13 protein-coding genes are annotated in these 13,150 nt (G+C 65.0%); 7 read left to right on the top strand and 6 right to left on the bottom strand.

Annotation, left to right across the window (positions count from 1 at the left end; genetic code table 11):
* Positions 1-25: 25 nt before the first annotated feature.
* On the bottom strand, positions 26-1,330 hold the full coding sequence (locus C163_RS09810; RefSeq protein ID WP_025338598.1) for an MFS transporter: 1,305 nt from the start codon (positions 1,328-1,330) through the stop codon (positions 26-28).
* A gap of 291 nt (positions 1,331-1,621) precedes the next feature.
* On the opposite strand from C163_RS09810, the gene C163_RS09805 reads away from it, so the two are divergent.
* Both C163_RS09805 and C163_RS09800 read left to right on the top strand, forming a co-directional pair.
* Positions 1,622-2,530 carry a LysR family transcriptional regulator gene (locus C163_RS09805; RefSeq protein ID WP_025338597.1) on the top strand — a complete coding sequence of 303 codons (909 nt, stop codon included), beginning with the start codon at positions 1,622-1,624 and terminating at the stop codon, positions 2,528-2,530.
* Between the two features lie 88 nt (positions 2,531-2,618).
* Positions 2,619-3,014: a hypothetical protein gene (locus C163_RS09800; protein ID WP_023662326.1), complete on the top strand. Its 396-nt coding sequence runs from the start codon at positions 2,619-2,621 to the stop codon at positions 3,012-3,014.
* 202 nt (positions 3,015-3,216) lie between these two features.
* Here the strand turns inward: C163_RS09800 and C163_RS09795 are convergent, their stop codons facing one another.
* Positions 3,217-4,323: an alkene reductase gene (locus C163_RS09795; RefSeq protein WP_025338596.1), complete on the bottom strand. Its 1,107-nt coding sequence runs from the start codon at positions 4,321-4,323 to the stop codon at positions 3,217-3,219.
* 30 nt (positions 4,324-4,353) lie between these two features.
* Positions 4,354-5,547: an MFS transporter gene (locus C163_RS09790; protein WP_025338595.1), complete on the bottom strand. Its 1,194-nt coding sequence runs from the start codon at positions 5,545-5,547 to the stop codon at positions 4,354-4,356.
* 370 nt (positions 5,548-5,917) lie between these two features.
* Between C163_RS09790 and C163_RS09785 the strand changes: the two genes are divergently transcribed.
* From C163_RS09785 to C163_RS09765, 5 genes are all read left to right on the top strand, one after another.
* The gene (locus tag C163_RS09785) at positions 5,918-6,841 is read left to right on the top strand and encodes a LysR family transcriptional regulator (protein ID WP_025338594.1); all 924 of its coding nucleotides are present in this window, start codon (positions 5,918-5,920) and stop codon (positions 6,839-6,841) included.
* Positions 6,842-6,927: 86 nt separating this feature from the next.
* On the top strand, positions 6,928-7,725 hold the full coding sequence (locus tag C163_RS09780; RefSeq protein WP_025338593.1) for an SDR family NAD(P)-dependent oxidoreductase: 798 nt from the start codon (positions 6,928-6,930) through the stop codon (positions 7,723-7,725).
* A 215-nt stretch (positions 7,726-7,940) separates the two neighbouring features.
* The gene (locus C163_RS09775) at positions 7,941-8,927 is read left to right on the top strand and encodes a zinc-binding dehydrogenase (protein WP_025338592.1); all 987 of its coding nucleotides are present in this window, start codon (positions 7,941-7,943) and stop codon (positions 8,925-8,927) included.
* A gap of 107 nt (positions 8,928-9,034) precedes the next feature.
* Positions 9,035-9,577 carry a WYL domain-containing protein gene (locus C163_RS09770; RefSeq protein ID WP_025338591.1) on the top strand — a complete coding sequence of 181 codons (543 nt, stop codon included), beginning with the start codon at positions 9,035-9,037 and terminating at the stop codon, positions 9,575-9,577.
* A 98-nt stretch (positions 9,578-9,675) separates the two neighbouring features.
* A complete protein-coding gene (locus C163_RS09765) occupies positions 9,676-10,611 on the top strand; it encodes a cyclase family protein (protein WP_025338590.1) in 936 nt (311 codons plus the stop codon).
* 124 nt (positions 10,612-10,735) lie between these two features.
* Here C163_RS09765 and C163_RS09760 read toward each other — a convergent pair whose 3' ends face one another.
* Genes C163_RS09760 through C163_RS09750 form a run of 3 tightly spaced genes read right to left on the bottom strand, consistent with a single transcriptional unit; the run spans position 10,736 to position 13,045 of the window.
* Positions 10,736-11,512: an SDR family oxidoreductase gene (locus tag C163_RS09760; RefSeq protein WP_025338589.1), complete on the bottom strand. Its 777-nt coding sequence runs from the start codon at positions 11,510-11,512 to the stop codon at positions 10,736-10,738.
* A gap of 33 nt (positions 11,513-11,545) precedes the next feature.
* On the bottom strand, positions 11,546-11,860 hold the full coding sequence (locus C163_RS09755) for an NIPSNAP family protein (protein ID WP_013972037.1): 315 nt from the start codon (positions 11,858-11,860) through the stop codon (positions 11,546-11,548).
* Between the two features lie 21 nt (positions 11,861-11,881).
* Complete coding sequence (locus C163_RS09750; RefSeq protein ID WP_025338588.1) at positions 11,882-13,045, bottom strand: iron-containing alcohol dehydrogenase; 1,164 nt, start codon at positions 13,043-13,045, stop codon at positions 11,882-11,884.
* Between the last annotated feature and the right edge of the window lie 105 nt (positions 13,046-13,150).

The following is a 13,150-nucleotide window of genomic DNA, read 5'->3' as shown; positions in this document are numbered from 1 at the left end:
GGTACTCCAGAAAAAAGCGGTTCGATCAGGCCAGTTCCAGGCGCTGGCTGCGGGCGTACTGGCGCGCCAGGGCGAGCACGCAGACCAGCGAGATGGTGGCGATCAGGGTGTAGAACACCGCCATCGGCCACCATTGGCCGGTGAAGGTGTGGGCCAGCCAGGTACCGATCAGCGGGGTCAGGCCGCCCGCGATGGCGCCGCAGATCTGGTAGGCCAGGGAAATGGCGGTGTAGCGCACGCGGGTGTCGAACATGCCGCTGACATAGCCGGCGATCACCGCATAGAACGACGCCATGCACGCGGCGGCCAGGGCGATGCCGAGCACGATCAACGGCCCCTGGCCCGAGCTGACCAGCACGAACATCGGGTAAGGCGAGGCCATCGCCAGCAGCGCGACCAGGGCCAGGAAGCGGGTGGCACCGATCTTTTCCGATAGCCAGGCGGCCAACGGCTGCACGCAGAACTGGATGATCGCCACGAAGAACAGGCACTCCAGGATCAACGAACGCTCCAGGTGCAGCTGCTGGGTGGTGTAGCTGATCATGAAGGTGTTGGTGAAATAGACCCCGGCAATACCCAGGGTATTGGCACCGATGCACAGCAACAGCGGGCGCCAGGCCGTGCGCAGCACTTCGAATACCGGAGCCTGCTCCTTGCGCCGGGCCTTTTCCGCCTGCTCGCGGCTGGCGATGAACTCGGGCGACTCATTCACCCCCAGGCGAATCGCCAGGCCCACCAGCAGCAACAGCGCGCTGGCCAGGAACGGCACGCGCCAGCCCCAGTTCATCAGGTCTTCTTCCGGCAGGCGGGTGACCGCGCCGAAGGCCAGCAGCGACAGGATCAGGCCCGCCGGGCTGCCCAACTGGGCGAACGAAGCGAAGAAGTTGCGCCGGCCCTTGGGGGCATGCTCACCGGCCATCAGCACCGCCCCGCCCCACTCGCCGCCCACGGCAATGCCCTGGACGATGCGCAGCAGGATCAGCAGTACCGGCGCGCTGGCGCCGATTTGTGCGTAGGTCGGCAGCAGGCCGATGCCCACGGTGACGATGCCCATCATCAGCAAGGTGATGACCAGCGACTTCTTGCGGCCGATACGGTCGCCCACGTGGCCAAATACGATGCCACCCAGCGGCCGGGCGAAGAAGCCGACGGCGAAGGTGCCGAACGCGGCCATGGTGCTGAACAGGCTGTTGTCGGAGGGGAAGAACAGCGCGCCGAACACCAGGGCGGCGGCGGTGGCGTAGATGTAGAAGTCGTACCACTCGATCATGGTACCGATGAACGCGGCGGCGGCAGCACGGCGTGGCTGGGGGGAAGCGGTGGGCTTCATGGGGGCTCCTTTGCTTGTTGTTCTGGCAGGAGTTGTCAGGGGCACGGGGGCGCTCTTGTGGCGCTTGGCTTGTTGAATCGGTATTGGCTTCTTCGCGGGCTCGCCCGCTCCCACAGGTACTGCGCAGCATTCGAAACTTGTGGTGACCCTGTGGGAGCGGGCAAGCCCCCGAAGAGGCCAGCACCGACTCAGCAGGCCTCGATACCTGCGATTTATCGGCCCGGGGCTATGATTAGTCAATTTTCTATTTATTATTCGAAATATTAGCCTTGCTTATTATCGAGCCCTGCCATGCCCGACCGTCTGCTCAACGACCGCCTCGACTGGAACCTGCTGCGCACCTTCCGGGTCATCGGCCAGGAGCTGTCCATCAGCCGCGCGGCCGCCCGCCTGCACCTCACCCAGCCGGCAGTGAGCCAGGCGCTCAAGCGCCTTGAAGAACAGCTTGGCCGCCAGCTCATCGCCCGCCGCGGGCCGCGCTTCGTGCTGACGGAAATGGGTGAGCAGCTGTTCCAGCTGGCCGGCGAGGTCTATGGGCAGATGGCGCAGATTGGCGGTTTGCTGGAGCAGCCGGCGGACGAACTGGTGGGCAAGGTACGCCTGCTGATGATCAGCCGTATCGTCAACGAACGCTTCGACGACTTCCTCGCCGACTTCCACCGCCAGCACCCGCGGGTGGAGCTGGAGATCGACGTGATGCGCAGCTCCGACATCGTCGCCGCCCTGCAGGAAAAAACCGCCACGGCGGGCCTCAGCCTGAACCGGCGTGCGCAGCCACGGCTGGAGCAGCGTCTGTTCCTGCGCCAGCGCTATGCCTTCTTCTGTGGCAAGCACCATGCCCTGTTCGGCCAGGCCGAAGGCGACCTGCAGCGGGAGAACTTCGTCAGTTTCACCAGTGACCAGATTGGCGGCATGCTGTCGCCACTGACCATTTTCCGCGACCAGCAAGGGTTTGCCGGGCGGATCGTGGCATCGTCACCAAGCCTTGAAGAAGTGCGCCGGCTGGTGATTGCCGGGTTTGGCATAGGCTGCCTGCCCGAGCATGTGGTGGCGCCGGATGTAGACGCCGGGTTGCTGTGGAAGCTGCCGCCGCAGGAAGGGATTGCCGATGTGGATATCCACCTGTTGTGGAACAGGGAGCAACGCTTCAGCCGGGCAGAAGAGGTGTTTATCGAGGCGTTGCAGCAGAGCCTTGACTGAACGCAGAGCTGGGGTCGGCGAGCACTGGACACGATAGTGGCCAATTAGTAGCATCCAGGCCAACTGAACATTACGGACAATCTCAGTCATGGATCGAGCTACCGGGGTCATTCGACGCCCCATTCATCACCCTATCCGCCCCTTGATCACCTGGGAAGAAGCATGGAAAGGGCCCGACGAGGGCTTGATCCGCTGCTGGGAGATTGGCCGTGAGCGGGCTCTGGCCCAACCAGAACTTGCCCGGCACTGCGCCGATGGCGCACTCCCGGTGCTAGGTTGGAAAGGTGGCCATGATCGCGCATTGAAGAAACCGATGAAGTACGGTTCGTTCAAGTACCTGGCGCAATGGCAGGGCCTTCGCGGCGAGGATCTGTTCATCGATACGCGAACAGAGCTCACCCTGACCTGTAATCACACCGGCATGCTGACAACGTTCACACCGGACCAGGAAAAATACGCCAACGCTGTGATGCTGATGGAATAGAACAGAGAATGGCGGCCTTGCAGGAACTTCAGTGCAGCCGGCTTTTTTACACCCTACCTCGAAATTGCACGGTCACTGTGGGAGCGGGTTCACCCGCGAAGCAGGCGACACGGTAAATGGCACCGGCGTTGCCGGTGTTCGCGGCTAAAGCCGCTCCCACAGGTACAGCGTGAGCCCGCTCCTACAGAAGTAGAACCTGAAGTCAGGCTGTTGCCAGTGCCGGGTAATCGGTCAGGCCATGGGCATCACCGCCAAACAGCGTGGCCCGTTCGTGCTCGGCCAGGGGCGCATTCAGCTTCAGCCGTGCCGGCAGGTCCGGGTTGGCCACGAATGGTCGGCCGAAGCCGATCAGGTCAGCCCAGCCCTCCTCCAGCGCGCGCCGTGCACGTTCGCCGGTGTATTTGCCGGCATACACCATCACCCCGGGGAACACCGACCGCAGCTGTTGCTTGAAGTCCACCGGCATGTCCGGCGCGTCATCCCAGTCGGCTTCGGCAATGTGCAGGTAGCCAATGCCGATTTCGCCCAGGCGCTTGGCCGCTGCGGTATAGGTGGTGACCGGGTCGGCATCGACACAGCCATTGAGCGTGGTCAGCGGCGCCAGGCGTACGCCTACGCGCTGGGCGTCGCCGGTGCCTTCGACCAGCGCACGGGTGACCTCGTCGAGGAAACGCAGGCGGTTTTCCAGCGAACCGCCGTAGCGGTCGGTGCGGTCGTTGGCGCCGGAATCGAGGAACTGGTTGACCAGGTAACCGTTGGCCGCATGCAACTCGACACCGTCAAAACCGGCCGCCATGGCATTGCGCGCAGCCTGGCGGTACTGCTCGATGATCTCGGCAATTTCCGCTTCGCTCAACGCGCGTGGTTTCGAGGCCTGGACAAAGCCTGGCGTGCCGTCGGCATTGTCGATGAACACATTCACGCCTTCGGCCTGCATCGCCGAGGACGACACCGGTGCCTGGCCGCCGAGCAGGCTGCTGTGGCTGAGGCGGCCAACGTGCCAGAGCTGGGCGAAGATGCGCCCGCCCGCGGCATGTACCGCCTCGGTGATCAGGCGCCAGCCGTCGATCTGCGCCTGGGTATGGATACCCGGGGTGCGGGCGTAACCCTTGCCCAGTGGCGAGATCCAGGTGCCTTCACTGACGATCAGCCCGGCACTGGCGCGTTGTGCGTAGTACTCGGCCATCAGCGCGGTCGGTACATCGCCAGGCTGGGCGGCGCGGGAGCGGGTCATCGGCGGCATCAGCACGCGGTTGGGCAGGTTAAGGGCGCCGAATTGCAGGGGTTGGAACAGCGGATCTTGAGTCATCATGAGCATCTCCGTAATGCGAATCAGGGGTCAGGCGCGGCTGACAACAGGTTGTGGCTGGGCAGGTACGCGGCGGTCGAGGCGGCCGCTGTACAGGGTCAGGGCCAGGGCACCGAGGGTGACCAGCGCGGCAATCCATGGGGTGTGGCCGAGGCCGAGCTGTTGCACCACCTGGGCACCGCCCCAGGAACCACCGGCCACACCCAGGTTGAAGGCGGCGATGTTGAAACCGGCAGCCACGTCGACTGCGTCGGGGGCGACCTTTTCCGCCTGCTGCACCACGTACACCTGCAGGCCCGGCACATTGCCGAAGGCCACCGCGCCCCAGGCCAGTACGGTGATTACCACCAGCACCGGATGCGGCGCGGTGAAGGTCAGCGCCAGCAGCACAACGGCCAGCAGCAGGAAGATGATCGACAGTGCCTTGACCGGGCCTTTGCGGTCGGCCAGGCGGCCCCCCCAGATGTTGCCCAGGGCAACCGAAACGCCGTAGGCGAGCAGCACCAGGGCGACGCTGTTGGCGCCGAAGCCGGCGATGTCCTGCAGGATCGGGGCAAGGAAGGTGAAGGCGATCAGCGAGCCGCCGTAACCCACGGCAGTCATGGCATACACCAGCAGCAGGCGTGGTTGCAGCATCACCCGCAGTTGGCGCAGCAGCGGTGCCGGCTGGCTGTGCTGGATGCGCTTGGGCACGAACAGCAGTGCGCCGAGCAGCGCCACCAGGCCGAAGGCAGCCACCACCAGGAAGGTCACGCGCCAGCCGAAGTGCTGGCCGATGAAGGTACCCAGCGGGATACCGGTGACGAAGGCCACGGTCATGCCACTGAACATGGTGGCGATGGCGCTGGCGGCCTTTTCTTTCGGCACCAGGCTGGTGGCGATGATCGAGCCGACCGAGAAGAACACCCCGTGGGCCAGGCCGGTGAGGATGCGCGCCATGATCAGCGATTCGTAGCTGGGCGCCTGCCAGGCCACCAGGTTACCGGCGGTGAACAGCGCCATCAGGCCGACCAGCAACAGCTTGCGCGGGACGCGGCCGGTCATGGCGGTGAGCAGGGGCGCGCCGATGGCGACGCTGAGGGCGTAAAGGCTGACCAGCAGGCCGGCCGAAGGCAGGGTGACCGCCAGGTCATTGGCGATGGTCGGGATGAGGCCGACGATCACGAACTCCGTGGTGCCGATGGCGAAGGCCGCCAAGGTCAGGGCTAACAAGGCGAGAGGCATTTGAGAATCACCTGTGGAAGGTTGGGATGGGTGAATTCTCGGGGGGACGCGGGGATGGGAAAAAGACGGGCGCGGGACAATGAGTTTTGCCTCTGAAGCAAAGGTGGTGGTTGGGCTGTTGCGGAAGGATCAATCTTTTGTGGTGCCTGAACAGACGCATTCGCGGGCACGCCCGCTCCCACAGGTACTGCGCTGCATTTGAACTGTGGGAGCGGGCGTGCCCGCGAATGGAGGGCAAAGCCCTCCCCTTGCGTTAAACAGCACCAAGCCCTGGTCGGCATGCTCAACCGACGAAGTGAGCACATCCCAGGCTGGCCATGTCGAGACCGCCCAAGTCATAATCATCAACAGTTAAGTCCCAGGAGGTCTCATGCAAGATCTACGTCAGTTGCGCTACTTCGTAGCCGTCGCCGAATGCGAGAACGTCGGCCGGGCCGCCGAGCAGCTGCATATTTCCCAATCCCCCCTCAGCCGGCAGATCGCCCAGCTGGAGGACAACCTTGGCCTGGCGCTGTTCGAACGGCGCAACCAGCGCCTGTACCTGACCAGGGACGGGCGCACCTTCCTGGCCGAAGCGCGTGGCCTGCTCAAGCATGCCGAGCGCCTGGAATCGCTGGGCAAGCGCCTGGGCCGTGGCGAGGAAGGCGGGCTGTGCATCGGTTACGTCAACCACGCCATCCACGCCGGCGTGCTGCCGGGCGCGGTGCGGGCGATTCGTGGCGAGCGCCCGAACATTCATATTGCGCTGTACAACATGACCCCCAACGAACAGTTCGAAGGCCTGCGTCAGCGCAGCCTGGACATTGCCCTGGTTTGCGAGCCGCCGCCAAAGAATGACCCCGACCTGCGCGGCCAGCCGGTGCTGGACGACCCATTGCTGCTGGCCATCCCGGCCGCGCACCCGCTGGCCAGCAAGGCCGAACTGACCCCCGCCGACCTGCACGAACAGGACTGGATCATCACCGGTGGGCAGCCCGACCAGGGCCACAAGCGTGACGATTTCATCGCCCGCTGTGGCGATGCCGGCTTCACCCCGCGTCTGTCGCTGGAGGCCAACGACCCGCTGAGCGTGCTCGGCCTGGTGTCCGCCGGCCTGGGCCTGGCCATGGTGCAAAGCAGCCTGTCGGCCAGCGCCGGGCCGACCGTGGTGCTGCGCCAGCTGGACTGGTTCCAGCCCAGCGAGCAGTTGTGGGCGGTCTGGCACCAGGTCGACTTGCGGCCGATCGTGGGCATTTTCCGCGAGCGGGTGCTGGCATTGGCCGAGCAAGGGCTTGATAAGTCCAGGCAGGTCTGAACTCAGTCGAATTACGTCTTTTACAGTCTTGCCGCGCCTCACTAGGATGACTCCTATCGATGCAACTCACCCACAGGAGCCATTCCATGAACATCGACCTCGGCGGACGCACCGCCATCATCAGCGGCTCGACCGGCGGTATTGGTCTGGCTATCGCCCGCGGCCTGGCCCGCGCCAACGCTGACGTAGTCATTGCCGGCCGCAGCCAGAAGTCGCTGGATGCCGCCCTGGCCGAACTGCGCGAGCAAGGCGGCCGTGGCCAGATCCACGGCGTGGTTGCCGACCTGGGCACCGCCGCCGGTGCCGAAACCCTGTTCGCCGCCCACCCACGGGCCGACATCCTGGTCAACAACCTGGGCATCTACGACGACGTCGACTTCTTCGACGTGGCCGACAGCGAGTGGACGCGCTTCTACGACACCAACGTGCTGAGCGGCGTACGCCTGGCCCGCCACTATGCCCCGGGCATGGTCGAGAAAGGTTGGGGGCGGATCCTGTTCATCTCCTCGGAATCGGGCATCGCCATCCCTGCCGACATGATCAACTACGGCGTCACCAAGGCTGCCAACCTGGCGGTATCGCATGGCCTGGCCAAGCGCCTGGCCGGCACCGGGGTAACCGTGAACGCAGTGCTGCCCGGCCCGACCCTGACCGACGGCGTGGCCGCGCTGGTGGCTGATGCAGCCCAGGCGTCCGGGCGCAGCATTCGTGAAGAAGCCGACAACTTCGTGCGTACTGCACGGCCGAGCTCGATCATCCAGCGTGCCGCCGATGTCGACGAAGTCGCCCACCTGGCGGTGTACCTCGCCTCCCCTTACTCGTCCGCCACCACCGGTGCAGCGCTGCGAGTCGATGGTGGCGTAGTCGACAGCCTGGCTATCTGAGTTCAACCTGGGGGCTGCTCTGCAGCCCATCGCGACACAAGGCCGCTCCTACAAGGAAACGCGTTCTCCTGTAGGAGCGGCCTTGTGTCGCGATGGGCGGCAACGCGGCCCCAGACTTTTGCCCTGAAATCAAAACACCTTGCCCTCACCGCACCTGTTTCCCCCTCTTGATCCCCGCTAGCCTGCCGCCCACCCGTCTCGAAAGGACCCGCACCATGCAAACCGATCATCAAGCCTGGGCCTGGACCCCGAACGCCGGCCTCGACGGCCTGCAACTGCTGCGTAAACCCCTGCCACAACCCGGCCCCGGTGAGGTGCTGGTGGCCAACCGCGCCATTGCCCTCAACCCGGTGGACTGGAAAATCTGCGAGTGGGGCCACCCTGCCTGGCAGCAAGGCACGGTCCCGGGCGTGGATGGCGCCGGTGTGGTAGTCGCCGTTGGCGCAGGCGTCGACATGCCGTTGGGCAGCCGCGTTGCCTACCACCAATCGCTGGCGCGTGACGGCAGCTTTGCCGAGCACTGCCTGCTGGATGCCAGCCTGGTGATGCATATCCCCAGTGCGCTCGGCGACACCGCCGCGGCCGCCGTGCCCTGCCCCGCCCTGACCGCCTGGCAGGCCCTGGCCAAGGTGCCCCAAGGTGCCAGCCGCGACGTGCTGGTGATCGGCGCCGGTGGCGCGGTGGGCTTCTACCTCGCGCAACTGGCCGCGCAACGAGGCCTGCGCGTGTGGGCCAGTGCCGGCCAACGCCACCACGCCACGCTAAAGGCCCTTGGTGTGAGTGGGGTGTTCGACTACCACGACGCCGACTGGCAGGACCAACTGCAAGCCGCCCTGGGCGAGCGCCCGCTGCATGCCCTGTTCGACACCGTCAGCGGCGCCCATGCCGGCAGCCTTGCCCACCTGCTCGGCTACAACGGCCACCTGGTGTGCATCCAGGACCGCCAGGAAACCGCGCCAACGCCCGCCTTCGGCACGGCGATCTCGCTGCATGAAGTGGCGCTCAACAGCATTCATGCCCATGGCCGGTTGGCAGATCGCCAAGCCCTGCGCGTGGCCGGTGAACGCCTGCTGCAGGCCGTCGCCGATGGCAGCCTGATCGCGCCACAACGCCGCGAGTTCACCTTCTCGGCACTGCCACAGGCTCTGCGGCAGCTGAAAGAGGGCCAAGGCGCAGGCAAATGGGTGACGCGCCTCGACTGAACGCCGTACGCGAGAACTTGGATCCCATTCTGCTACAAGGTATGCTGGGCAATAGCTAAACGCCACTACCCAGGCAGGCTTCGTGCCTGCCTTCAAGGACGAACCCTTTGCCCAGCCACCCTACCCGTCACACCATCGCCCGCCAGTGGCAGCTGCTCAAGCTGCTGCCCGGCCGCCACCCGGGGATGAGTTCCACCCAGTTGCAGGCCGCCCTGACAACCGTGGGCCATATCACCAGCAAACGCACCGTCGAACGCGACCTGGTCGAACTCGCGGCGCTGTTCCCGCTGCAGTGCAACAGCAAAGGCATGCCCTACGGCTGGTACTGGCAACCGGGCCTGAACCTGGGTGAGGCGCATCAGCTGCAGCCCGATGCGCTCACACCCCCGGAACAGGTCGAATTGCACGCCTGGGTCGATGATGCGCTGGCCCGGCGCCTGGAAGCGGCGCCCCTGTCGGCAGATATGCAACTGACGCTGCAAGCGGACGGTGGCGCCACCCTGGTAGCCACCGTCGACGACAACCGTGCGCTGATGGGCTGGCTGCTGTCCCAGGCCGGCTCGATCCGCGTGCAGGCGCCGCAGGCACTGCGCCAGGCCATGCTCGAACAGTTGCGCCAGAGCCTGGCGCTGCACGAGGGTGGTTGTTGACCGGCAAGCAAAAGTCATTGTCCCCCGGGCCGCTTTTTCCCATAGCTGGCCCTGCGCAGAATCTGCTCCTGACAACGCCTCACTATCAGGAGTACCCGATGAAACGCTTCAAGCCCCTGCTGCTCGCCGTCGCACTGGCGACCACTGCCCAGGCCACCCTGGCCGCCGACTGGCAGACCTCGCCCTACGGCAAACAGGATGAAATCGGCGCCGCCAACCTGCTCACCCCTGAAGTGGTCAAGCAGGCGGTCGGCCTGGTCAAGACCGGCAAGACCTACCCGCTGGCCGTACCGGTGAGCAAAGACCTGCCGGCCTTCCGCCACCGCAGCTTCCACCTGTACAACATCCAGCCTGGCGAACAGGCCGGCCAGACCCTGGGCCGCAACAAGTTCAGCTTCAACGATGAACTGGTCAACGGCTGGACCGGCGTCGGCACCCAGCTCAACGGCATCGGCCACATCGGTATCGACAACGTCTACTACAACGGCAACAAGGCTGCCGATTTCGTCACCGTCGAAGGCGTGACCAAGCTGGGCGTGGAAAAAGTACCGCCAATGGTCACCCGCGGCGTGGTGCTGGACATGACCGCTCACTACGGCAAGGCCATCGTGCCGGGCGGCACCTCGTTCACCGTCGACGACATCAAGGCCGTACTGAAGAAAGAAGGCATTACCCTGCGCAAGGGTGACGTGGTGCTGTTCAACACCGGTTGGCTGGAACTGATCGGCAAGGACAACCAGCAGTTCCTCGCCACCGAACCGGGCATCGACCTGCCGGCGGCCGAGTGGCTGGCTGACCAGGGCATTGTCGCCTTTGGTGGCGATACCTGGGCTTCGGAGGTGTACCCGAACCCGACCGGTGAAGAATTCCCGGTCAACCAGTTCATGCTGGCCAAGCGCGGCATCTACAACCTGGAGCTGATCGACACCCGCGCGCTGGTGAAGGACAAGGCGTTCGAGTTCCTGTTCGTGCTGGGCCAGCCGCTGTACAAGGGCTCGACCCAGGTGAACATCAACCCCGTGGCGATTCACTGATCGATTTCGATCCTGGGGCTGCTTTGCAGCCCTTTCGCGACACAAGGCCGCTCCTACAGGGGAATGCACATCCCTTTGTAGGAGCGGCCTTGTGTCGCGAAAGGGCCGCAAAGCGGCCCCATTTTCAGAAGGTACCGGGGAACGCCCCACCATCGATCAACAGGTTCTGCCCGGTGATGTACCCGGCATGCGCACTGCACAGGAACGCGCAGTAAGCGCCGAACTCGCCGGCACTGCCAAAGCGCGCCGCCGGGATGGCCTTGCGCCGCGACTGGGCGGTGGCTTCCACATCGCCACCTGCCGCTTTCAAGGTCTTCTGCAGGCGCGCCGTGTCGAACGCCCCAGGCAGCAGATTATTCAGCGTCACGTTGCTGCCCGCCAGGCGCTGCTGACGGGCCAGGCCAGCGATGAAGCCGGTCAGGCCACTGCGCGCACCATTGGACAAGCCAAGAATATCGATCGGCGCCTTCACCGCGCCGGAGGTGATGTTCACCACCCGGCCAAACCCGCGCTCGGCCATGCCATCGACCACCGCCTTGATCAGCTCGATGGGGGTAAGCATGTTGGCGTCCAGTGCCTTCAGCCAGTCCTCGCGGCCCCAGTCGCGGAAGTCGCCCGGGGGCGGGCCACCGGCATTGTTGACCAGGATATCCACCTGCGGGCAGGCTGCCAGCAGCGCCTGGCGCACCTCGGCGTCGGCGACATCACCGGCCACGGTGCGCACCTCGATGCCCGGGCAAGCCGCGCGCAACTCGGCGGCGGTCTGCTCCAGGGTGGCCTGGGTGCGGGCATTGATGACCAGGTTGACGCCTTCTTTGCCCAGCGCCTCGGCGCAGCCTTTGCCCAGGCCCTGGCTGGCCGCGCAGACGATGGCCCAGCGGCCGGTAATGCCTAGATCCATTGGGTTGCTCCTTGATGCAATGCAGTTACAGGGTCACTGGATCGGCGAAAACGCGGCAGGCATCAACAGCTTCGATTCCATCCGCACCAGCATCGGGAAGGCCACGGGAATGAAGCGCTCCAGCCAGTCCGCATCGCGGTACAGGGCGGCGCGGCGCTCGATGCGGTCGTCAAGGCTCTCGTAGGCCCAGATGTGCACCACCTGGTTCAGTTCGCCAATCTCGGTGTACCACCAGCCCACCAGCTTGGCGTAGCGCGAGATCACCGGCAAGCCTTCCTTTTCGAAGTGCTCCAGGTATTGCTTCATCTTGCCGATGTGCAGGGTGTAGGTACGCATTTCATAGAACATGGTCGTGGTTCCATAAGAGGTTCAGAGGTTGCCGTGGTAGGCGTCGGTGATCAGGCGCTCGACATCGCGCGCGGTGGTCAGGCGTGGGTTGACCAGCACGTTGCCGCTGCGCATCGAGTCGCTGACCATCTGCGGCAGGAACTCCAGGTCCACGCCCAGTTCACGGATGGTCGCGGGAATGCCGATGGCCTGGTTCAGGGCCACCACTGCATCTACCGTGCGTGCCGCGGCCTGCTCCACGCTGAGCCCGGTCACATCGGCGCCCAGGGCAATGGCGATGTCGCGGAAGCGCTCCGGGCAGGCCGGCAGGTTGAACTTGATCACGTAAGGCAGCAGGGCGGCGTTGGCGATGCCATGGGGGATGTTGAACACCCCGCCGAAGGTGTGGGAAATGGCATGCACGTTGCCCAGCTTGGATTGCGAGAACGCCACCCCGGCCAGGAACGAGCCCAGCAGCATCTGCTCGCGGGCCGCCATGTCGGTGCCGACGAAGTAGGTTTTTTCCAGGCTGCCGGCAATCATGCGAATGGCCTGCAGGGCCATGGCCTGGCTGATCGGGTTGGCCTGGCGCGACACATACGACTCGATGGCATGGGTCAGGGCATCCATGCCGGTGGCGGCGGTGATGGCCGCAGGCAGCTTCAGGGTCAGTGCCGGGTCGAGGATGGCCAGGCGCGGGAACAGCCGCGGGCTGACGATCACCGTCTTGAACAGCGTGCGCTTGTTGGTGAACACGGTCGAAGCCGTGCATTCGCTGCCGGTACCGGAGGTGGTCGGGATGGCGAAGATCGGCAGCGGCGGCTGGGTCAGTTTGTCGTAGCCCTCGTAGTCGAGGATGTTGCCAGGGTTGGTGGCCATCGCCGCCACGCCCTTGGCGGTGTCGATGCTGCTGCCGCCGCCCACGCCGATCACGGCGGTGCAGTTGCGCTCTTTCAGCAGCGCCACGGCAGCGTCGAGCACGTCGGTGCTGGGGTTGGCCTCAACGGCAGAGAACAGCTGGTAGTCGATGCCCGCCTGCTCCAGCGAGGCGAAGAAGCCGGCCAGGATGCCAACGTCGATCAGGCCCTGGTCGGTGACCACCAGCAGGGTGCCGTCCACGTACGGTTTGAGCAGCGCACCGGCCTGGTCGGCCAGGCCCGCGCCACATTTGGCAATGGTGGGGAAATGGAACTGGAATTGGCTCATGAGGGGTCCTCAGGCAACTGCGTTGTTCTTGTTGTGCCCGCCGTGACGCTGGCGGGCCGTGCCGGGGCAATCTAGAGCGCGGGCCAGGGCCGCCGATAATGAAAA

Origin of the sequence: Pseudomonas sp. FGI182 (genome assembly GCF_000511325.1) — a bacterium.
Lineage (GTDB): Bacteria > Pseudomonadota > Gammaproteobacteria > Pseudomonadales > Pseudomonadaceae > Aquipseudomonas > Aquipseudomonas putida_Z.
Note: the sequence above shows the minus strand (reverse complement) of the source record. Positions and strands in the feature narration are given on the sequence as shown.